We start from the raw sequence: 23,385 nt of genomic DNA, 5'->3' as shown, positions 1-23,385 counted from the left end.
AGGGGGGAGGCACAAATGCGAAGTGATAGGGATGGAAGCAGGTTGAAAAAGTGGATGGTTCTATTGGCACTTTCGGCAGCGGTCAGCATTTCTGCTTGCAGCTTCTCAGGCAGCGAGGAGAAGAATGCTGATGAGACCAAGAACGTCTCTTTGACTCCGCAGCAGGAGGAGAGTGAGCAAGGGAGAGCAGAACAAGAGAATAAGACTGCGGAAAGGGAGGCTCCTGAGCAAGGAAGAATTCACGTGTTCTCGAATTTGATGTCACTGAAGCTCCCGCAGGGATTAGAGGCGCAAACGAATGAGACATCGAACTCGAAGCTTGTTTACACGGATAGCAGCAAGAAAGTTAAGCTTGAGATACAGCATGATCCAGAACAGCTCGTGACCGATGCTGGAATCGATGAGGGTCGAATAAAGATGAAGGGAATTTTGGAACAAGACAGTGGAGGAGAAAAGCTAGAGTGGTTGAAAAATGAAACGCTGCTCGTTCATGGGAAGCACATTGCAGTCAATGAAGTTATTATGCCTTCTCAGAAGGGAGACACTTATCGTCTCGTCGGCTGGGCGGAACTAAATGGGGCACATCTTGAAATTCAATTTAGCGCTCCAGCTATTGAGCAAGGGGAATGGCAGAATGCCGTTCATGAAATGATTGAATCGATTCAGATGTAGAAAATCAAGAACAATGACAGATCTACAAGGCCTACTAATTTCATTGATGGAAATAAGATAAACGTTGTTCTTTATTTGGACATGAAAAATGCTCCCCTTACGGTTAACAGGTTTCACCTGTCTATCGTTTGGGGAGCATATTATATCCCACCTACGGGCAGCCTTTTTCTGCACATGTTTAGCATTGCCTAGCTTCATCCATAAAAGCTTCGGGCTTATGCTGCCAGCTCCAAGTTTGTAAGAACAAGCGGGGCCATAGACTTGGTACCGCCCCTGCAGGATTTCTTAGGCCAATAACTAGATGACCTAAGTCGTGTTAGATTGCCACGACTAAAGCCGCTGCGTTCCTGTTCCTCGCTATACACCCCGTACCGAGCAAAAAGCATTTCGATAAGGATTGAGAGACGCAGCTAAAGCTTTAATTTTTAATCACAGGTCGTTTATCATTATGCAAAGTCTTGATGAACTTATCATCAATGTTGAGTGTCTCTTTGAGCAAATTAGGAGGCGTCTGTGACATCCATTGGTTCAGCGAGACATCTGCAAAGCGGTCGCTTTTGAACATCTCAAGGAAGATCAGCGGCTCTTCCCCCGTATTTTGGACATAGTGTCCATAAGCAAAAGGCACATATCCAACGTCCCCGGCTTGATAGTCAAAAGTGCGGGCATGTCCTTCCGAGGCAAATACAGTCATTCGGCCTTTGCCCTGAATGTAATACTGCCATTCCGCCGCATTAGGATGCCAATGCAGTTCGCGCATACCGCCCGGTTCGATTTCAACAAGGGCCGATGCAATGGTTTTTGCAGCAGTGAAGTTGGTGGAATCAGCAATGCGGACTTTGCCTCCATTTGTAATTATAGGTTCTTGGTTGAGTAAATGGTAACTGAAAGAATGTGCAACCCCGCCATTTGTTTGATGTGGGCGTTCCTTTGCAATGGGGCCCGGCACCGTTCCTTGAAACATATATCTTTCTTCTGGAGGAATATTCTTGAGAGCTTCTTCCGGTACACCGAAATTGGCGCTTAATACATCTTTGGGTGTATGGGAGAACCAATCTGAAATAGCAAAGGTACTATTTTCAGAGAATGAACCGTCATCGAAAACCAGGAGGAATTCACAGCCTTCCTTAAGGCCGGTAATGGAATGGGGGATGCCTGATGGGAAATACCACAAATCACCTTCACTTACATCGTCAATGAATTCTCGCCCATTCTCATCAACAGCTGTAATGCGTGCTCTTCCGCCTAACATGTAGGCCCACTCGGCTTCTTTATGCCAATGAAGTTCACGGACACCCCCTGGAGTCAATCGCATATTCACAGCGGCAAGCGTCGTCGAGACCGGCAATTCGCGTACTGTCACTTCACGGGACCAGCCGCCGCGTTCAATACGAACATGGGTATCAGAAAAAGAGAATTTCAAATTCGGAATTGTGCCTGAATCGGTTACCGGTGGAACAAGCAAATCCGGATTTTGAAGATCGCGTTCAATATTTCTTGGGCCTTCATCAGTTGCTCCTTGATCGCCTCTAATTGGTTGTGGAATCTTATTTTTCAGCTGTTCCATTGTAAACGTCTCCCTTCATTTCAGATGAACTGATTTGCTTTCGTGGAAAAACGAAAATGGGAACACCTCACAACAGGCGCAGTATTTAGATCCGGCGGCAACGGTAACTCCGAGACCAACGGCCTAAACAGGAGTGAACTGATTCCTTCGACGTTTCATCAATAAAAATTGATGCTTGAAATCAATCATTATGATGCCCTCCCCTTGACTGGTTATTTATGCCAGATTCGTGGTGGCTGTCTCTATCATAGCAGAGGCAATATCAAATATCAAAACATGGTAGAATTGGTGAAAAAAACATATAGGACGGAAGGTTGCTAGCTGATGTAACAGATACGAACGTTATCAGCGGCGAGACTTCTTATTTTTCCATACGGACTCATTCCGTGTTAAGCTACATATAGTTTGGCGGAATCCGATTATAATAAAGGTTTGGCAGGTTTTGATGATTTAAAGGGGGATGCAGAAATGGCGGATTGTACGACTTCATTAACGAAGGGAGAAGGACTGGACAATATTTTATTGCTGGATCGCACGCAGCATCTGGAGGAGCCCGACATTTTGTATCCTTTTGCATTGGACGAGCTGCTGTGCAGACATACGGGCAAGGGAGGACCCGCTGTATGTCATCTGTGGCGTCATCCGCGAGGCTTTGTGATGGGGCTGCGCGACAGCAGACTGCCGCATGCCGCAGAAGCGCAGCAATGGCTGGAGTCGCTTGGCTACTCGACGGCTGTCCGCAGCACGGGCGGGGCTGCCGTACCGCTCGATTTGGGCGTTGTGAACATTTCATTGATCCTGCCAAAGGAAGGGCTGGGCGACAAATGCTTCCGCTCGGACTATGAGCGCATGTATCAGTTGATTAAGCTTGCTCTGCGGAACACGGGCTATACGGTCGACAAGGGTGAAATCGATGGCGCATACTGCCCTGGCGATTATGATCTCAGCATAGGCGGCATCAAATTTTGCGGCATTGCGCAGCGGCGTCAAGCTCATGCCTTTGTCGTGCAGGCATTCGTCATATGCGAAGGTTCGGGCAAAGTGAGCGCTGAGCTCGTCCGCTCCTTCTATGAGCGTGCTGCGTTGGGCGTGTTGCAAGCGGATCATCCTGTTGTGACGGAAGATAAGACAGGCAGTCTCGAAGAGCTGGCTTCGCTCGGCAGCAATGTTGGGATAGGGGCGGCGCAAGTCTTTATAGATGCTGTGAAGAAAGTAGTGCAGGAACGCCAGTCAGAGCGTTGTCTCGAACAAGCGGCTTCAGGATTGTGGCTCCCAGAGTCAGAGCAAGTGCATAACGTCATCCATACATTGCGTGAACGTTACGGAATCAAAGCTTGAGCGTAAATAGGTAAGAGTGGAATCCTCCACATCTAAGGAGACCATTTGGAAAAGGGGCGCAGGAATGGACATACGCAAATTGCATTACTTTATTGCTGTAGCGGAAGAGCTTTCATTTTAACCGTGCAGCGGAAAAATTGAATATGTCACAGCCTCCCCTCAGCCAACAAATTCAAGCTCTTGAAAAAGAAATTGGCGTAAAACGATTGGAACGCAATACCAGGCAAGTTCGTCTTACGCCTGCGGGCGGACTAATGATTGATCTTATACAAGCATTTCGGGGGAATTTCCCACAAATACAGCTTACTTTGCGTGAGATGACCTCTGCCCAGCAAGGGCAGGCTTTGCTCGATGGAACTATTCACATCGGATTTCTTCGCTCCATCGAGTGTGCAAAGCCTATTGATTATCGAACCTTCACCAGTGAATCTCTTATTGCCATACTTCCCGAACAGCATCCCTTGGCTAGTCAGCAGATTTTGTCCGTCAGCTCGTTAAAATTGGAGCCGTTCATCTTGCCTCCGCGTCATCTTGGCGTTCCTTTTCACGATCTCATCATGGGCTTTTGCGCACAACACGGCGTTTATCCGAATGTTGTACAGGAAGCGATTCAAATGTATACCATTGTAAATTTGGTGGCTGCGAATTTCGGCGTTTCCATCGCACCTTCTTCGGTTGCCGTATTCCAGCGCAGTGGTGTTGGATTCCGGCCATTTGAAGAAAGTGTACCGTCGGTTCCCCTTATTGCCGCTTGGAGAACCGATACGGATAAGGGGGCCTTGTCCGCCTTTCTTGAGACTATGGAAGACATAAGTCCAGCAGCTACAAATGAATAATCCGTGATTAGCCGGTTTTACCCGAATCGCGTTCAATAAGCCCGTCAAGTATAAGGTCGATTTGCTAATGTACACAAGCATGCGCTGTCTGATCGTCCACTTGCGCGCCGTGAGTAATCCAATTTCCCAAAGCAATCTCGCTTACGGATAATCCGCTTGTACCAAGCTTTCGCGAATTCATTCTAACCCCTCCTTTTCAGGTAACGGTTCGAGTATAGCAAGCCTATATTAATTGGTGAAATACTCATTATTTTGCGTATTGATTCGAAAATCCTATTAATATTCCAGATGTTCCTTATCATCGATCCGCTTGCGGAAGACGTAGTAGCTCCAAATTTGATATCCAAGCACAAACGGCAGAATTGTCAACGAGATATACGTCATCACCTTTAGCGAGTAAGCGCCGGAAGCGGCGTTCATAATCGTCAGATGGAACTGAGGGCTGATCGAGCTGACCATAACCCGCGGGAACAATCCGATGAACATGCTCACGGCTGATAGAATGATAACGGCACCCGTCATGGCGAACGCCAAGCCATCCCGTTCCCGTCTAATGAGCAACATGGCTAGAATCAACGCGCAACCAGCTAACAGAGGCAGGATAATCCATACGCTGCCATGCACCGTATAAATATCGGTGCTGACATACGTCATCATGGCGAACAGCAGCAGGAGGACGACAACTGCCGGGCTGACATCGCGTGCTGCCTTCCGTGCCCGCTCCCGCAGCTCGCCAGTGGTTCGCAGTGTAATGAAGACGAGCCCGTGCAGGATGCACACCATGACTACGGCCACACCGCCAGCGAGGGAATATCCGTTCAGCAGATCAAGCACACTCCCGACCATTTCCTTGCTGCCGTCAATCGGCACACCGCGAATCATATTGGCAAATACGACGCCGAACAGGAACGGAGGCAGCAGACTCCCGATGAATATCGCGGCATCCCACGCTTTTTTCCAAGCGCCATAATCCATCTTACCTCGAAATTCGAATGCTACTCCGCGCGCGATAAGCGCCAACAGCAGCACGACGAATGGAATATAGAAGCCGCTGAACAACGTGGCATACCATTCTGGAAAGGCAGCGAACATAGCTCCTCCAGCCGTAATTAACCATACCTCGTTTGCGTCCCAATACGGGCCGATTGTGTTGATGATGATGCGCCGCTCATGATCCGTCTTCCCGAGGAACCTAGCGACCATGCCTACCCCGAAGTCAAATCCTTCAAGGAAGAAAAATCCGACGAATAAGATGGTAACGAGTATGAACCATAACTCATTTAGCGATAGCATGTGCTTCCTCCTTATCAAATGGATCGTAATTCTTCATATCTTCTTCCTCCGGTTTTTCCATCTGCTCATCTTTACGAATTACCTTGACGAATAGAACAGCGTCGATAATGGCCAGTACCGCATAAATGGTCGTAAAAGCAATGAGTGAGAAGAGCAGCTCTTCCGCCGTAACGGTCGGCGATATGGCGTCCTCTGTGCGCATGACTCCGAACACAACCCACGGCTGACGACCCATCTCGGCCATAAGCCATCCCGCCGAATTGGCGAGGAACGGAAAGGCGATCATGCCGACCATCAGCTTCAAGAACCAGGGGCGCTGCTCTAGCATCTTTTTGCGGGAAAATAGGAGTCCGAGGATGCCGACAAGGCACATGAGCCCTCCTGCTACGACCATCATGCGGAAGCTCCAGAACGTCATTTTGACCGATGGAATATAATTTCCTGGTCCGTACTTCTGTTCATAGCGCGCTTGAATTTGATTCATCCCTTCCACGCTGCCGCTAAGCTTGTTATACGATAGCAGACTGAGCATATAGGGTACTTGGATATCGAACGAATTCTCTTTCTTTTCCGTATCTATGTTGGCAAATAGAGTGAACGGTGCTGGATCCTCGCTTGTATCCCAGAGCGCCTCGGCTGCTGCCATCTTCATCGGCTGAGAAGCGAGCAGATGCTGCGCCTGTGCATGCCCAATGTAGGCAACGAGGACGGATGAAATCAAGGCAACGGTAATCGAGACACGGAACGAACGGCGGAACATGTCTGGATTGTGTCCACGCAGCAGCTTCCATGCACTGACGCCTGTCATAAAGAAGGCGCCGGTTGCGAATGCAGCGAATAGCGTATGCGGAAATTGCAGCCATAATTGCGGATTCGTAATAAGCGCAAAGAAGTCGCTCATCTCTGCCCGGCCGTTTTTGAATTCATATCCGACTGGCGCATGCATGAATGAGTTGGCCGTCAAGATCCAGAACGCGGACAATACGGTGCCGATCGAGACGATCCAAATGCAAGCGAGATGAACGCGCTTCGATAAGCGCTCCCAGCCGAACACCCACAAGCCAATGAAGGTGGATTCCATAAAGAAGGCGAGCAGCCCTTCAATGGCAAGCGATGGCCCGAACACGTCTCCGACGAAACGGGAATAATTGGACCAGTTCATCCCGAACTGGAACTCCTGCAAAATGCCGGTGACGACGCCGACTGCGAAGTTAATCAGAAATAATTTGCTCCAGAATAAGGCAGCTTGCTTGTAAATCTCCTTACCCTTGAGGACATAGAGCGTCTCCAATACAGCGATTAAAAACGCCAGTCCGATCGTCATCGGGACGAAGATGTAGTGGAATAGCGTTGTTGAAGCGAATTGAATTCGCGCGAGAATGACTTGATCCATAGAGGCCTCCTATTGGCAAAAAGCGATGTTCGTTCGTGTAGGATGGGTTGCGTGCTTGAAATAAACAATGTGAATAACTTCACGTTATGGGATGCTCTGTGTGCTTACAATGGTTGTCATCGGTTTGAATGTGTTTGGCAATTCATCTAAATATGATGTAGGTGCTGTAGGTGCATCGCAATAAGGTGCATCGCGATTTTCTGACTCATAGCGCTGTTATGCGGTATGAGTGGGCTGATTTAGATACATTCACATGTTCAGCCTTATCATAGAGCAGAGTGGATGGGATGTCGCCATCCATTTCAGCAGGGGGAGATCATCCATGTTCAAGAGACTGACACAGAGTTGACAACGTTTCGATGAAATCAAGCCATGGGGGAGCGGTGAGGGTAATGATATACTTAGTTAAATGTGATAAAAATCACAGACTACGAAAGCGAGAGGTGTATTTTCCATGTGGAAACCGGATCGCTCCAGCAAACAACCGCTTTATCAGCAGATTGCCGCATATATCGAGCGCAGCATTTATAACGGTGAATTTTCTCCGGGAAGCATCCTACCATCGGAACGTAAATTTGCCGAGCAAATACATGTGAACCGAAGCACTGTCGTTCAAGCCTATGAGGAGCTGCGTGCTGCAGGCATTATCGAAAGCATGGTCGGCAGCGGTACCCGAGTAAGTAAGTCGATGTGGGGAACGGGTTCTCAGCAAACGCCAGATTGGCATCAGTATTTAGATGGATGCAAGGTGGTCCAGCCTGATCCGCTGTACTCACAAATTATTCGTTCCGCATTGGATTCGGGCATCAGCTGCATTGACTTTGCCAGCGGGGAACTGTCCCCCGATTTGTCGCCAAATGAAGAAATGCGGATGCTTTTGAGCGAGCATCCGCTGCACGAGGATATGAGCTATGACCATTCGCAGGGCTATATGCCGCTGCGGGAGGTTTTGTCCTCCTTTTTGCATCATTACCGCGGCATTCGAACGACGGAATCATCGATTTTGGTTACGTCAGGATCTCATCAATCGCTGTATTTAATCACCCACCGTTTGCTTCAGCCAGGGGATGCGATTGCGATTGAGGATCCTTCCTACTATAATTCTCTGCCTATGTTCCACGCGGCTGGCTTGCGCTTGTTTCGGCTGCCTGTAGATGAGAAGGGGATATGTCCGGATGGGATATTGTCCTTGTATCGGGAGCACAACATACGGATGATATTTGTGAATCCGAATTATCATAATCCAACGGGCCGTGTGCTTGATCCTTCTAGACGGGAACAGTTGCTTGAGATTTGCGGCAGCTTAGGCATTCCGATAGTGGAGGATGATCCGTTCAGCCTGACCTCCTTTACAGGCAATCCGCCGCCGACACTTAAATCGCTAGATACGAATAATACCGTCATTTACATTGGTTCATTATCCAAAATTGTAGCCTCTGGCCTGCGGATTGGTTGGATGGTTGCCCCGCAGTCAGTCATCACTCGGCTTGCTGCTGAACGTCAGCAAATCGACTTCGGGATGAGTGTGCTGCCACAGCGAATCGCTGCACGCTTGCTGTCAGAAGCTTATTTTGACCAGCACTTGGTGCGGCTGCGGCAGGAGCTTCTCAAGAAGCGGAATTTGCTTATCGATGCTTTGCAGCGCGAACTTCCGGGGGAGGTGGCGTATTCGCTTCCGCAAGGAGGGCTGCACTTATGGTGTAAAGTGAACCCCCCATTCCATGATACATTATTGCTAGAAGAAAGCGTAAAGCAAGGGGTATTATATTATCCCGGAACGGTTTACGGCTCAAAAGCCGGGTATGTCCGGTTTACGTATGCAAGACCGCATGAGGATGAAATTGACTTAGGGATAGCGCGATTTGCCCAAGCGTTAAAAGCATCCCGGCAGCGTATGAAATGATACATGTTGGAGAAAAAATTCAAAAAAAGAGATGCAGTTGGAAAGTTTCCCCTTTCTGATTGCATTTTTTTGTAATATGATGGAGAGGCAAGATTAAAGTAAGCGTTTACGAAGCAGAGCGCAGTTGAGTGGAGGGATGAGGAAAAAGCGAACATACATTTTTGATAACGAGAAGAGATGGAGGGAAATAATGAAACGATCCATTTATTTGAAAGCGATTTCTATGCTGCTCAGTTTGATGGTTGTCTTGACTTCTGCACTTACAGTAGTTCAGCCTGCCAAGGCGCTTGCTCAATCAAATGAGCAGGATGGCGTGAAAGTGGAATATAAAACGGATGGCCCTGTTATATCCGTACCAGATAAGGCGGATGGTACTCCACCCAGTGTAACTGATGTCGTTTATGATAAGGATGGCAATATCATTCCAGATCCAAATGGGGATACAAATGAGGAAGCCGCCCGCCTTCTCGCAACTGCTACATTTAGCGGAACGAATCTAGCGCTGCATAAGCCGGCGTTTTCCTCTGGCAATGAAGTGGATTATTTAGGATCTGAGCTGGCTGTAGACGGTAAAGGGAATACAAGATGGTCTTCAGCAAAAGAAGATGAACAATGGTTTTATGTAGATTTAGGTGAGAAGAAATCGTTCGATCGAGTGGTTATCCGTTGGCAAACTCCGGCTGATACATACAAGATTTTTGTATCGGATGATGCCAAGACATGGACGAATGTGAAAGAAAATGACGGCATTATTCCATGCAAGGGCGGTGTGGAAATCGTTGATTTTCCTGTCCGCGAAGCACGTTATGTGAAGTTCCAGGGCGTCAAGCGCGCGCCTGTTGAAGGTACACTGTACGGCTATTCTTTCTATGAATTTGAGGTGTATCAATTGTCTGATCTGCAATCGGTCATTGATAAGGTGACGGCTGCGCTAACCGTACGGGCCGGACAGACGAAGCTTGACTGGACCGCTGCAGGAGTGCCCGAAGGATACAATGTGAGCGTATTTGGCAGCGACAGACTTCCGGTCATTGATCGCGATGGCAACATCCATACACCGCTTGTAGATGCCAAGGTGAATTTGATTATCCAAGTGGAGGAGCAGAACAATCCAGATCGGAAGCTGCTGTCAGGTAGTGTACCTGTAATCGTTCCGGGCTTGCATAAGCAGACGCCGGATCGCAATGCTGAGCCGGAAGTGATTCCTTCTCTGCGCGAATGGTATGGGGATTCAGGAAATTATACATTAACTGCATCTTCGCGGATTGTCGTTAATCCGAAGGATGAATCACAGTTGCGCAAAGCGGCGGAGATTACTCGCGATGACCTGCTGGATTTGACAGGCTATACGCTAGAAGTGGCAGTAGGACAGCCGCAAGCAGGCGACATTTATTTGGCTATTGACCCATCCTTGTCTTTGCTCGGAAATGAGGGCAATGTGTTCAAGGTAGCCGAGTACGTATCGATTACCTCTTCATCGGCAACAGGGGCATTTTACGGCACACGAACGGCGCTGCAAATTATGAAGCAGCATGAGGATCATACGATTCCGCGCGGGGAAGCAAGGGATTATCCAAAGTATGAGAAGCGCGGACTCATGATTGACGTAGCACGCAAATTTTTCACGATTGATTTCCTTCAGGATTATGTGAAGCTGTTGTCCTGGTACAAGATGAATATGTTCCAAATTCATTTGAATGATGATGTTGGTGAACCGTTCGCAGATGGCACGCGTGCAGCCTATCGCTTGGAAAGCGCGACGTATCCGGGGCTTGCAAGCGGCAGCGGCCATTATACGAAGCAGGAATTCAAGGATTTGCAGCTCCTGGGCATGGACTACGGCATCAATATTGTACCGGAAATCGACACGCCAGGACATTCTCGCGCATTCACGACCTACAATTCGGCGCTTGGAGATGACTCCCACTTGGATATCTCTAAGCCGGAAACAGTTGAATTCATCAAGAACTTATTCAATGAGTACTTGGATGGAAGTGATCCGACCTTCGTTGGGCCGGAAGTGCATATCGGTACGGACGAATATTGGGGATCGGATATTGAGCGGTTCCGATGGTACATGGATACGCTCGTGAAGCATATTAACAGCAAGGGGAAGCATCCGCACATGTGGGGTGGATTGACGCAATATAACGGAACGACGCCAATCAGCAACGAGGCAACGATGGGCATCTGGTATGAGCCATACGGCGCGCCGCAGCAGGCGGTGGATCTCGGCTATGATGTCATCAACTCTCAGAATGTATACATGTACATCGTGCCTACCCTTTACGGCAACTATTTGAATTCACAATTTCTGTATGATGAATGGGAGCCGAACAAATGGGAGAATACGATGCTGCCGCTTGGACATCCGCGTGTAAAGGGCGGCATGTTCTCCATGTGGAATGACGTATCGGAAGCGAATGGCTTGTCGATGGACGATGCGCATATTCGATTGCTGCCAGGCATACAGGTAGTGGTAGAGAAGATGTGGACGGGAACGCGTGATGATAAGTCTTTCGCGCAATTTAACAATCGTACGAAGGTGATCGGCGATGCGCCGAATGCCGATCGTTCTCACAAAATTACCGTGGGGAATCCAGATAATCTTGTTATGGAATACCTGTTTGAGCAAGAATTCAAAGATAGTTCTGGCAATGGCTTTGATGGCAAGGCAGTTAATGTGGATATTGCGGAAGGCAAGTATGAGCAGGGGGCGCGCTTCAACGGAGGAAAGAGCTACATCGAGACACCGGTCGATGCGATTGGGTTCGGTTGGACTGCATCGATGTGGATCAAGCCTGACAAGGACAATCCAGAAGATGCTGTGTTGATGGAATCGCCTGTTGGTGCGCTGAAATTGAAGCAAGGCAAGACAGGCAAGCTTGGGTTTAGTAAAGAACATTATAACAGTACGTTCAATTATGTCGTTCCAGAGGACAAGTGGACACATATTTTGTTGAAGGGCGATGACAAGGGTGTATCGCTGTTCGTCAATATTGATGAGTATGTCGAACGTCTGGAAATGCAGTATCCGAAAATGCACACGCTCGTCTTGCCGTCGCTTCGCATCGGCAGCGAGACCAACGCATTCAAGGGCACCTTGGATAATGTGGTCATCTACAACAAAGCGATCGAACTGCTCAGCACGGAAAATTTGGCGCTAAATAAGGCTACAGAATCTTCTGAGCCAGAGTTCCCGTATTATTCTTCTGATAAGGCCGTGGATGGAAATGAGTCCACACGCTGGTCAAGCAAGTATGTGGATGATGCCTGGTTCCTCGTTGATTTGGGAGAGGACAAGGACATCAATAAGATTGTGATTAAGTGGCAAGGTGCATATGCAGAAAAATATCAAATTTTGGTTTCGAATGACAAAGCAAACTGGCGCAACATTTCCGGAGAAGGCGGAGTCCTTGATTCCAAGGGTACATTAGACATTCTTGAATTTGATACAACGCAAGCTAGATATGTGAAGTTCCAAGGTGTAAAGCGGGCAACCGTCTTCGGCAACTCGTTCTTCGAGTTCGAGGTATACTCGCCAGGGCAAATTCCGGAGTACAAGCGTTTAATTGAAATGGTGGAAAACCTTCTGCCGAAGGTAAACGGCAATGAGAAGCTGCGCCAACTGATGCTGCAAGTATTGAATCGCTATCCATATGATGCGAACCGACCAATTGATCCGATAAAGACGCTCGCCTCGCAGCTTCAGCAGAAATAGGAAGGTCAGGCCTCGCTTCCTTGCCGGAGGCGAGGTTTTTGTGTGATCTATTCAATTTCTTGTTTACGGCTCATGGTAAGGGAGCTAGTGAAAGTTTCCTATGTTATCGAGAAAACGATTCTGATAATGGAGTCATAGAGATATCGTATGACAAATCAACATCACGTAATCTTCACATGTTTATCCATTCTACTGAATGACCCGTTATTCATTTTCGTGTTATCATTAAGGGGAGCAGCTGATATTTTACGTCTAAACCATATTAAGCAGAACTTTAGTAAAAAGGCTGCGTTGAAATGCTAAAGGGATTATTTCATAAATATAGACAAAAGGGGAGTGGGACAGTAATGGCAGTGAGAAGACGTTGGCTGATTACGGGCAGTATTTTGCTTATGCTCGGAGCCGCGACGGGATGTGGAAGCCTAGAGGAAGAACAGCCAATGCAGGGGGCACAGGAGAAGGAGACGCCTGTTCAGGTGGCAGCCGTGCAGAAGGGGGCACTGAATCAGACCAATGAAATGATTGGATCGGCGAGTGCAAGCCGGTCTGTCGAGGTGATTCCGAAGCTGAGTGGAGAACTGAAAAGTGTGCATGTGAAGAAGGGTGATACTGTCAGCAAAGGCGCCACTTTGGCAAGCGTAAAGGCGGACGATCTCGACATTCAGCTCCGCTTGGAGCAGCTAGGCTTGGAACAAGCGCAGGATCAATATAAAACGCTGCACAATGCTCAGGCGTCCGAGCTTGAATTGGATCAGGCGAAGCGCAGTATCGAACAGGCAGAGCTCCGTATTCAGCAAGCGAACAACCGTAAAGCAGACGCATCCATCAAGGCGCCGATCAGTGGTCAGGTGGTGCGTGTAGCGGCGGAGCAAGGGGAGCTTGCGGCAGGCACTTCGCCGTTGTTCACGATCGTGTCAACCAATCCGATCAAGTTCACGGCGAATGTGAGTGCGAACCAGATGCTGCTTCTGCAAAATCGGAAGGAAGTCAAGGTGGAGCTGCCGGATCTAGGCAAAACCATCAATGCGCGCATTACATTTTTGTCGCCTGTTGCGAACGAATCAGGATTTTATGCACTGGAAACACAGGCAGAGAACAAGAAGGACGAGATAAAGCCGGGCATGACGGCCAAATTCTTGGTTGATCAGCAAGTGCTAAAGGATGCTTTGCTCGTGCCGACAGAAGCAATCGTCGAAAAAAATGGCGCTTCGCACGTATTCGTCATTCGCGATGGACAAGCTGTCGAGGAAGCGGTAGAAGTGCTTGAGGCGCAATCCAAACTGACGGCCGTGAAGGGCAAGCTTCAGCCGAACGATCAGGTTGTTGTCAAAGGACAACTGACACTGACAAACGGCAATAAAGTCAAAATTGTCGAGGGGGCACGCTAACGTGAAAGTAATCGATGTCTCCGTTAAGCGTCCTATCGGCGTAATGATGCTCGTGCTGGCGATTCTGGCACTGGGTTTATTCAGTCTGCGGAGTCTTGCTATCGACCTTTTCCCGAAAATCGATGTGCCGATTGCAGTGGTCGCAACCTCCTATCAAGGGGCTGCTCCAGAAGAAATTGAGAAGCTGATCTCAAGACCGTTGGAGTCTTCTCTCAGCACGATTCAAGGGATTAACACGCTGTCGTCTCAATCACAGGCGAATTCCTCGCTGGTCATGTTGCAATTCAAGACCGGCACGAATATGGATAACGCCCTGATCGATGTCCGGGAGAAGGTCGATCAAGTGAAGGGGATGCTTCCCGACGATGCCAATGATCCGACCGTGCTTCGTTTCGACCCGAACCAGATGCCGATCATTACGCTTGGCTTAACTGGCGCAGCTCCAGAGAAGCTTCAAGAATATGCAGACAAGACCATAATTCCAACCTTGGAACGAGAACGTGGGGTTGCATCTGTATCTGTTGCTGGGGGCAAAACGCGAGAAATTCTCGTTGAGCTCAATCGTGCAAGCTTGTCGCGATACGGTATTACGCCAGCTCAAGTCGTACAGGCGATCAATGCAGAGAATAAATCTCAGGCAGCGGGCTCTGTGCCGAAAGGCGTGCAGGAGCTGCAAATCCGCGTGAAGGGCGAATACAGCTCCGTAGATGAAATCAAGCAGACTATCATTCATTTGCCGCGTGGAGGACAAATACAGGTCAGTGACGTAGCTGTTGTCAAGGATACGTTCAAGAAGCAAACCTCGCTGACGCTAGTAGATGGCAGCCCTGCTCTTGTCCTGTCGGTGCAGAAGCAATCGGATGCGAATACCGTTGCGGTTGCGGATAACATCGACAAGGGACTTAGCAAGATGAAGGACGTATTGCCGCAAAGCATTGAATTGAAAAAAGTGTCAGATACATCGACCTTCATTCGTCAATCCATTGATAGCGTCATCGGCAATATGTTGAGCGGCGGCGCATTGGCCGTCGTGATCCTGTTGCTCTTCTTGCGCAGTGTACGCTCGACCTTCGTTATTGCGCTGTCCATGCCGATTGCGATTATTTCGACGTTTACGCTCATGTATTTTACGGGGCAGACGCTCAATATCATTTCGATGGGCGGGCTTGCGCTCGGCATCGGGATGATGGTCGATAACTCTATCGTTATATTGGAAAATATCTTTACCTACAGGCAGCAGGGCATGTCCATGAAGGAGGCTGCCGTGAAGGGGGCATCTGAGCTCGCTTCTGCGGTTATCGCCTCAACAATGACAACACTCGTCGTGTTCCTGCCGATCGTGTTCATTCAAGGCTTGACTGCCGATATCTTCCGGCCACTCGCACTGACGGTGTGCTTCTCGCTTATTGCATCGCTCGTCGTGGCGATTACACTCATTCCGATGCTGGCATCGAAAATCGTATCCGAGAAGAAGATCATGCAGCAGGAGAAGAAGGGCTGGTATTTGCGCTTCTTCGGCGGGTTTGTTGCAGGATATAAAAAGATATTGAAATGGGCGCTCGGACATCGCAAAACGACGGTGTTTGCCACGATTGCTTTACTAGTAGGGAGCTTCTTCCTCGTACCGTTCATCGGCATGGAATTTATGCCTGGCGGGGATCAAGGGCAAATTCAGATCAGGGTTCAGACGCCTAGCGGCACAAGTTTGGAGGAGACGAAGAAGACCGCTGACGAAGTGGCAGCACTGCTCAGGCCTTATGAGGGCATCATCGAGACGGCTTCCCAATCGATTGGCGGCGGTGGAGGATTCGGCGGAGGCGGAACAAATTCCGCTACGTTCACCATTCAATTGGTTCGGGCTTCGGAGCGGGATATGAAGACCAAGGAACTGATGCAGAAATTAACGGATGCGACAGGCAATATTGCAGGGGCAGACATTACCGTGTCTGCACAGGAGTCAGGCCTTAGTGCAGGCGCTCCGATCCAGATCAAGTTGAACGGCCAAGATCAACAGATATTGGAGGAAGTGGCGAATCAAGTGGTGTGGATGATCTCTGACGTGCAAGGGGTATACAATGCAGAGTCATCCGCCGCGGAAGGTAATGCGGAGTTGAACATTATCGTCGATCGCAGCTTGGCGGCTTCCTATGGCATCTCGTATCAACAAATATTGAGCGAGATTTCGCTTGCCATGAATGGGCAGACGGCTACGCAATATCGAGAAGACGGCAATGAGTATAATGTGAAAGTCATTATGCCAGAGGAGGAGCGCAACAGTATCGCTGCATTGAATGCCTTAACGATTCAATCTCAGAATGGCCAGTTAATTCCGCTATCTGCTGTTGCGAAATTCAATCAGCTCCAAGGGCCTGTCATGATTCAGCGCGAGAATCAACAGCGTCAAATTAATGTTATGGCTGATATTGCGGGCAGAGATCTGGGCAGCATATCGAAGGATATTGAACAATCGTTGAAGAAAATGAACTTCCCAGAAGGGTATTCGTACTCCATGAGCGGAGCGAGTGAAGATATGGTGGAAGCGTTCGGGGATCTTGGAATTGCACTCGTATTCTCCATCTTCCTCGTCTATGTCGTCATGGCGGTTCAATTCGAATCGCTTCTGTATCCGTTCATAATTATGTTTGCGATGCCTACGACGTTCATTGGGGTTATTGGTGGATTGTTCATTACGGGCACACCGCTGAGCGTAACAGCGATAATCGGTGTCATTATGCTCGCCGGAATCGTCGTAAACAACGCGATCATATTGGTGGATTACATTAACATCCAACGCCGTAGCGGATTAGATCGTCATGAGGCAATCATGCAAGGTGCGCCGAGCCGGATTCGCCCGATCTTCATGACGACGTTAACAACGGTGCTCGGCTTGCTGCCGCTTGCACTCGGCATCGGGGAAGGGGCGGAAATGCAGGCACCTTTGGCGGTAGTCGTTATATTCGGACTTTCCTGCTCAACCATCTTCACGCTGCTGCTGGTGCCAGTCATGTACACGTATATGGATGATTTCTCGAACTGGATGAAGCGCTTGTTCACACGCAAAACGAAAGTGGAGAACGTGAGCGAAGCAACGGTATCCCATTCATGATGCCAATTTCCAATATCAAAGAAATGTTGGTATAAAGACGCTCCCGCGAACGAATATAGTCGTTTGTGGGAGCTTTTTTATGGAGAGGCAATTTTGCTATAATAACGGCCAAATCTTTGCCCACACCGCATCCAAAATGTCCTGCAGCCGATCTTCCTGACTGTTGATAGCGATCACGGCACCCTTATCGGGCATGATAATACAGAACTGTCCATATGCGCCATCAGCGCGATAGGCATTATGGGAGCACATCCAGAATTGATAGCCGTAGCCCTGGCACCAGTCAAAGCTGCCTTCATTGTCGATCTGCTTACTCGTTGCAAGCCGAATCCAATCGGCAGGGACAAGCTGTGACCCGTTCCACATTCCCTGCTGCAGAAGCAACTGACCAAAGCGGCTCAGTTCTTCGTTCGTAAGTGCAAGCCCGGCACAGCCAAGCGTTACGCCGAGCGGCGAGGTATCCCACGTCTCTTTCGTAATCCCAAGTGGCTCGAACAGCCTTGGGCGCAAGTAGTCGTGCACCGTCAGTCCGACAGCTGCTTGCACCATTGCCGATATCATGAAGGTATCACCACTGCTGTATGTGAATCGCTCACCTGGCACCCTATCTAGAGGCAGCGACATGTAGTAGCGAACCCAGTCCTTTTCCTGCAGGGAAGCTCGTTCCTCTGCCCAGAGCGGGGGAGAGTCATGCCCGGAAGACATGCGGAGCAGCTCGCTCAGTTTGATGCCTGCGGGGCGAAGCAGGGGATTGGGCTCCGTATGCATATGAGCGTACTGCGGGAAAAAATCTCCCAGCGTCGTGTCCAAGGCCAGCTTGCCTTCCTCGATGGCGAGACCGACGGCCATGCACGTGAACGATTTGCTGATTGAGTGCTGCAGGCGCCGGCTGTCTCCGTTCTGATCCCATTTTCCAATCAACTCCCCGCCTTGACGAACCCGCACAGAGGCGATCTGCAATTGTTCAGCCGTAATCCGATTCACGAATTCGGTTAGGCGTGAGGGTCTCATCATCTCTATTTCTCCTTTCCCGATGAGCGGTATGTTCTATATTCCCCCAGTCCATTTCGTGTACATTCTATTTCGAATATAAATATTGCCGTATATATCATAGATGGACTCGGTAGAAACGTATCCAAATCACTTCATGAAAATCGTGAAATCACGCGTCATCATTGAATAGAAACGTTTCGGTAAATGGTGATGAAATCTATAATGCAAGTATGTCATTGATTCTAGTGCGTTGTCAATGAGTCTATAGTAATCGCTTTCTTTTTATTTTATGTATCAAAAACTGGGTAATTATCAATAAAATGTAGTCATAATTTCCCTGTTGATCAATTTCATCAAAAAAAGGATTGACAGATTAAAGATCACAGATCTATGATTGTGTCGAAACGATTCGAATAAATCGCTTACATTACGTAGGACAGAACTATAATTTCAAAAATCCTAAAATGAAAGGGATTACATATGGCGCATGTCACGATAGAAACTGGGTCGAACATTTTACGAATGAACACGAGCGTTCACGTCATTTATCCCTTGGAATCGCACATTCCGCCAAGCAGTACGCTCTATTTGCTGCATGGTGCTGGTGACAATGCGAGCACATGGCAGCGGCTGACGACGATTGAGCAATATGCGCAGCGGCACAATTGTACGGTAATTATGCCAGAGGCGAATCGCAGCTATTACACAGACATGGCGTACGGACTCGACTATTTTACATTTATCACCGAAGAGCTTCCCGACTTGTGCAGCAAGCTGCTCCAGTTGAATGTCGAGCCAGAGCATACATACGTTGCGGGCTTGTCGATGGGAGGATATGGCGCTTTGAAATGCGCACTTACCTATCCCGAGCGCTACGCCAAGGCAGTATCGTTGTCTGGGGTAACAGATCTACAGCGACGCCTCCGCGATCCCGATATGCCCCAAGGAATGGTAAAAGAAATGCAGGCGGTGCTTGGCGTGGATTTACTTGTGAAGCCCGAGCAGGATCTATATGCGCTGGCTGCCAAGAGGATGGATGCGGGAAGCTTGATGCCGCACATTTTGTGCTGCTGCGGCTCGGAAGACCCCTTCATTGAAATGAATCGAGCGTTTGCTGTGCACATGAATGCCGCTTCCTCATCCGGGTTCCACTTTCGCTATGTAGAAGATTCAGGCACCCATGACTGGGTATTTTGGGAGAAGCATTTGAGGACAGTCTTTGACTTTCTTTTTGACAACAAGAAGCGAATTGAGAGGGGAAATGCAATGTGAAATCTGCAGCCTTGCAAGGGCCTGACGGCAAGCTGAAGAGTCGATCGAAGCTGGGAGCGCTATTCAGTGATATATGGAAGCATCAAATGGTATATACGCTGCTTCTTCCTGGGCTGATCTGGCTTCTACTATTTGCGTATTTGCCGATGGGCGGCTTATCGCTCGCCTTCAAGGATTATAAGGCGAACCTGGGCATTTGGGGCAGTCCATGGGTCGGATTCGAAAATTTCAAGTACGTGTTCCGTGATCCCGCCTTTCTCGATGCGCTCTGGCGAACGTTGTACATCAACATCATTAAGTTGGTTATTCAATTCCCATTCCCGATCCTGCTGGCGCTCATGCTTAACGAGCTCCGAATGAAGCGCGCGAAAAAAGTATTTCAAACCGTGCTGACGTTTCCCCATTTCTTGTCATGGATAATCGTGTCAGGGGTTGTCATTAATGTACTGGCCTATGATGGACTTGTGAACAGCGCGCTAGCGCTGCTTGGATTGCCAACGATAAATTTCCTTGGGTCAGAGAGCACGTTTGTTCCGATGCTGCTGCTTACGGACATTTGGAAGTCGACCGGATGGGGAGCCATTATCTATTTGGCTGCTATCTCGGGAATCGATCAGGATCAATTCGAATCTGCCCAGATTGACGGGGCGTCACGGATGCAGCAGGTGTTCCGCATTACATTGCCCAACATTATGCCTACCGTCACGGTCATGTTCATTCTGTCCGTGGGCGGACTGATGTCCTCGGGCTTTGATCAAATTTTCAACTTGGCAAATGCAGCTACGAAAAATGTGTCCGAGGTGCTGGATGTGTACATTTACCGGATCACCTTCCAATCTTCAACTGACTTTTCGTTCTCAACGGCGGTCAGCTTGTTCCGATCTCTGGTGAATATGATCCTGCTGCTTGCTGCCGATCGAGTAGCGAAAATGCTGGGCGGAGACGGGCTATTCCGATAAGGAGGGATGCAATAATGAGCAAGAAAACTGCACGGCGGTCAGCGTTCCGCAGAGAGAAGATGACTGCCCTCGACTACATCTTATTTCTCATTCTACTTGGTATTGCACTGTTGATTCTCATTCCATTCTGGAATGTCATTATGATTTCATTCTCGACACCGAAGGAGTACGCCGACAATCCGTTCATGCTGTTCCCGAAAAATCCGACGCTGGCCTCCTACAAGGCGCTTTTCATGGACGGAAGTATTCTTATGGGATACTGGAACACCTTCAAGCTGCTTATTATCGGTTTGCCGTTAAGCCTGTTCCTGACGAGCAGCATGGCTTATGGACTTAGCAGAAGCAAGTTTCCGGGCAAAAGGATTATCTTCTTTCTCGTGCTGTTCACGATGATCTTTAACGGTGGCATCGTCCCGCTGTACCTGATCATGAAATCCCTGCATCTGACCGGGACATTATGGTCTGTCATTTTTGCCGGCAGCTTCAGCGCCTTCAATATGATCCTGATGATGAACTATTTCTACAGTCTTCCAGAATCGCTGATGGAATCCGCGCGCTTGGACGGAGCGGGCGAATGGAGAATTATGTTCTCAGTCGTGCTTCCGCTGGCCGCTCCCATTATGGCAACCATTACGCTGTTCTATGGCGTCGCATATTGGAACAGTTGGTATGATGCGATGATCTTCCTGCGCAAGGCAGAGCAGCTTCCGCTGCAGAACGTGCTTCGCACCATTATTGTGGAATCGACGACGAACGCATCTAATGCTTCAAGCGTAAGTGCTGTCGGCAAGCAAGCTTTTTCAACGGGGATGAAGATGGCTGCAGTGTTCGTCACGATGGTGCCTATCATGTGCTTCTTCCCTCTGCTTCAGAAGCATTTCGCTAAAGGGGTGTTAACAGGGGCAATTAAGACCTGATGATACACATAGATTTTTGTTATTTTGCATGATGGTATGACGGCAATATGCATCAAAAATCTAAAGGGGTAGTTTAAATAGGTCGCTTTTGATCACGAAGAAAATAATGTACAGGAAGTGAATCGGCGTCGAATCTTGCATTCACTCTCGAAGAGCGTATGCTTTCGAAGTATGTTTCTTTCAGAAACATTTTAGCTGCTCATGTAGTCTTGCCTACATTCCGCTGCTCCTTACAAGCTTTGCGCAGCAAAGCTCACTTCGGAAGCATAAGCTTCGAGTTCTTGCAACCTTCTCGGTGCTGAAAAGTGACCTATTGAACTCGATCTTAAAAAGGGGCGACAAAACATGAAAGCAGACAAAAAGCTGTCGGTAAGATCCATTCTTCTCCTCTCGCTATGTCTGGTAGTGCTGCTGGCTACAGCATGCTCGAAGGAGGGGGCGCAAGGGGGCAACGAGAAAGATGAAAACGGAAATTACAAGGATAAGCTCAAAATTTCCGTGGCAAGCACCATTAATCTGAAGGACGGACAATTGAACAATGAGTTCCACAAATTCTGGATGGATAAATTCAATCTGGAGTGGGACTACAACTTCATTGAATGGGATTCATGGGCGGAAAAGCTGCGGCTGTGGGTCAGCTCCGGCGATCTTCCTGACGTGGCTACATGGAACTATATTCACGGCGACGCGGTGAACTATATCGACCAAGGGCTTCTGTACAAGTTCCCGGACGATTGGAAGGAGCGCTGGCCGAACGTGGCTACTGCCTACAAGCTGACTGGGCTTGGCGAGAAGCTGGAAGAGCTGAAGGGCGGCACTTATCTGCTGCCGCGTCCCGTGTACTACGAGAACAAGCCTGCTGATCCGCTTGTCAACCAAAACGGCGTTATTGTCCTGCGCAAGGACTGGGCAAAGGCTGTCGGCTTTGAATTAAAGGATGCCTATACGACAAGTGAATTAATGACGTTTGCCAAGCTGGTGAAGGAGAAGGATCCGGGCAAGGTCGGCGCGAATCTGGTCCCTCTTTCCTTCAATGCAGGAGATGCATTGGTGAACATCATTATGCCGAACAGTGAGCATTCCCGTGTGGAGTCTGCCTTCTATAAAGGAGAGGATGGAAAATATCACTGGGGGCCAGCGGATCCAGAAACGCTTGTCGGCTTGAAGCTGATGCAGCAGGCGTACAAGGAAGGACTGTTGAATCCTGAGTTCTATACATGGAAAAACAGCGAGGGAGGCGACAACTTCCGCGTGAAAGGCGCAGCGGCAGTAGCCGGCCTTGGCGGTCTGGCTTCCTTTAGACAAGACGTGGATAAGGATATGCAGAAAAACCTGGGCGTGAGCAGCGACGATCTTGTTCATACTGCGATCGTGCTTGGCGACGACGGCAAATATCGAAATCTGGAGCAGGCAAATTTCTGGTCGGCACTCATTTTCTCGCCGAACATCAGTAAAGAGAAGTTTGAACGAGTTATGGACTTATTGGATTATTCGACTAGCACAGAAGGGCAAATGATATTGAACATGGGCTTCGAGGGCAAGGATTGGAAATACGGCGACAACAAGGAGCTTGTAAGCCTGCTGCCGGAAGGAACATCGCTTGAGGACAAATATCCAAGCCGCTTTGAAGGGCTGTATTTATTAGGAGACGACTTCAGCATCATTAACCCGGCGATTAAGAAGGAATATCGCGACCGCTCCGTTCTGCATTATCAGAACAAGGCGAAGCTGGGCAAAGAGGGCGGTAAGCTGGCCGCCTATGACTGGACGGTTCAATTGCACGATTCCAAGGTGAAGAACCAGGCAACTTTCACTTACGAGACGGAGTACACGAATCTTATTTTGCAGAGTGGTGATCTGGAATCGAACTGGAAAAAGTGGGTGGAGAGCAAAATGTCACTCGTACAGCCGGCTCTGGATGAGTTGAACAATTTGAAATAGGTACGATTTGTTTGAATGAACCCGGTATGCCAATTGAGGACAGGGATTGCTGCTGCCGGGTTCCTTTTCCACAATATTGTTCTTCT

15 protein-coding genes are annotated in these 23,385 nt (G+C 48.8%); 11 read left to right on the top strand and 4 right to left on the bottom strand.

The genetic code is table 11. From position 1 onward, the window contains the following. Positions 1-15: 15 nt before the first annotated feature. The gene (locus tag NO352_RS16090; protein WP_289356129.1) at positions 16-672 is read left to right on the top strand and encodes a hypothetical protein; all 657 of its coding nucleotides are present in this window, start codon (positions 16-18) and stop codon (positions 670-672) included. Between the two features lie 418 nt (positions 673-1,090). Here NO352_RS16090 and NO352_RS16085 read toward each other — a convergent pair whose 3' ends face one another. Then, a complete protein-coding gene (locus NO352_RS16085) occupies positions 1,091-2,239 on the bottom strand; it encodes an oxalate decarboxylase family bicupin (protein WP_171418213.1) in 1,149 nt (382 codons plus the stop codon). A 468-nt stretch (positions 2,240-2,707) separates the two neighbouring features. On the opposite strand from NO352_RS16085, the gene NO352_RS16080 reads away from it, so the two are divergent. Beyond that, positions 2,708-3,577, top strand: coding sequence for a lipoate--protein ligase family protein (locus NO352_RS16080; RefSeq protein ID WP_289356128.1), 870 nt, complete (start codon positions 2,708-2,710; stop codon positions 3,575-3,577). 143 nt (positions 3,578-3,720) lie between these two features. After that, positions 3,721-4,413: a LysR family transcriptional regulator gene (locus tag NO352_RS16075; protein WP_289356127.1), complete on the top strand. Its 693-nt coding sequence runs from the start codon at positions 3,721-3,723 to the stop codon at positions 4,411-4,413. 276 nt (positions 4,414-4,689) lie between these two features. Here NO352_RS16075 and cydB read toward each other — a convergent pair whose 3' ends face one another. Then, positions 4,690-5,706 (bottom strand): cytochrome d ubiquinol oxidase subunit II, encoded by a 1,017-nt coding sequence (gene cydB / locus NO352_RS16070; RefSeq protein WP_289356126.1) that lies wholly within the window; start codon positions 5,704-5,706, stop codon positions 4,690-4,692. Beyond that, complete coding sequence (locus NO352_RS16065; RefSeq protein WP_268621642.1) at positions 5,690-7,099, bottom strand: cytochrome ubiquinol oxidase subunit I; 1,410 nt, start codon at positions 7,097-7,099, stop codon at positions 5,690-5,692. Before NO352_RS16065 ends, cydB begins: the two co-directional genes overlap by 17 nt. A 454-nt stretch (positions 7,100-7,553) precedes the next feature. Between NO352_RS16065 and pdxR the strand changes: the two genes are divergently transcribed. The 4 genes from pdxR (at position 7,554) to NO352_RS16045 (ending at position 17,217) form a co-directional block, all read left to right on the top strand. Then, positions 7,554-9,002 (top strand): MocR-like pyridoxine biosynthesis transcription factor PdxR, encoded by a 1,449-nt coding sequence (pdxR, locus tag NO352_RS16060; RefSeq protein WP_289356125.1) that lies wholly within the window; start codon positions 7,554-7,556, stop codon positions 9,000-9,002. 190 nt (positions 9,003-9,192) lie between these two features. Then, positions 9,193-12,723 (top strand): discoidin domain-containing protein, encoded by a 3,531-nt coding sequence (locus NO352_RS16055; RefSeq protein WP_289356124.1) that lies wholly within the window; start codon positions 9,193-9,195, stop codon positions 12,721-12,723. A 347-nt stretch (positions 12,724-13,070) separates the two neighbouring features. Further along, complete coding sequence (locus NO352_RS16050; RefSeq protein WP_005552228.1) at positions 13,071-14,111, top strand: efflux RND transporter periplasmic adaptor subunit; 1,041 nt, start codon at positions 13,071-13,073, stop codon at positions 14,109-14,111. 1 nt (position 14,112) lies between these two features. Continuing rightward, entirely contained in the window at positions 14,113-17,217 is a 3,105-nt protein-coding gene (locus NO352_RS16045) for an efflux RND transporter permease subunit (protein WP_289356123.1), read from the top strand. A 96-nt stretch (positions 17,218-17,313) separates the two neighbouring features. Here the strand turns inward: NO352_RS16045 and NO352_RS16040 are convergent, their stop codons facing one another. After that, complete coding sequence (locus tag NO352_RS16040) at positions 17,314-18,231, bottom strand: serine hydrolase domain-containing protein (RefSeq protein ID WP_289356122.1); 918 nt, start codon at positions 18,229-18,231, stop codon at positions 17,314-17,316. A 459-nt stretch (positions 18,232-18,690) separates the two neighbouring features. Between NO352_RS16040 and NO352_RS16035 the strand changes: the two genes are divergently transcribed. From NO352_RS16035 to NO352_RS16020, 4 genes are all read left to right on the top strand, one after another. Further along, positions 18,691-19,482, top strand: a complete 792-nt coding sequence (locus tag NO352_RS16035) for an alpha/beta hydrolase (protein ID WP_289356121.1) — start codon at positions 18,691-18,693, stop codon at positions 19,480-19,482. After that, positions 19,479-20,441 (top strand): ABC transporter permease, encoded by a 963-nt coding sequence (locus NO352_RS16030; RefSeq protein WP_289356120.1) that lies wholly within the window; start codon positions 19,479-19,481, stop codon positions 20,439-20,441. The genes NO352_RS16035 and NO352_RS16030 overlap by 4 nt, the downstream gene beginning before the upstream one ends. 14 nt (positions 20,442-20,455) lie before the next feature. After that, positions 20,456-21,358, top strand: a complete 903-nt coding sequence (locus NO352_RS16025) for a carbohydrate ABC transporter permease (protein WP_289356119.1) — start codon at positions 20,456-20,458, stop codon at positions 21,356-21,358. A gap of 345 nt (positions 21,359-21,703) precedes the next feature. After that, positions 21,704-23,299, top strand: coding sequence for a type 2 periplasmic-binding domain-containing protein (locus NO352_RS16020; RefSeq protein WP_005552220.1), 1,596 nt, complete (start codon positions 21,704-21,706; stop codon positions 23,297-23,299). Positions 23,300-23,385: the final 86 nt, after the last annotated feature.

The sequence above is a fragment of the Paenibacillus sp. S-12 genome, assembly GCF_030363895.1.
Lineage (GTDB): Bacteria > Bacillota > Bacilli > Paenibacillales > Paenibacillaceae > Paenibacillus_B > Paenibacillus_B alvei.
This window is presented reverse-complemented; position numbering and strand designations above follow the sequence as displayed.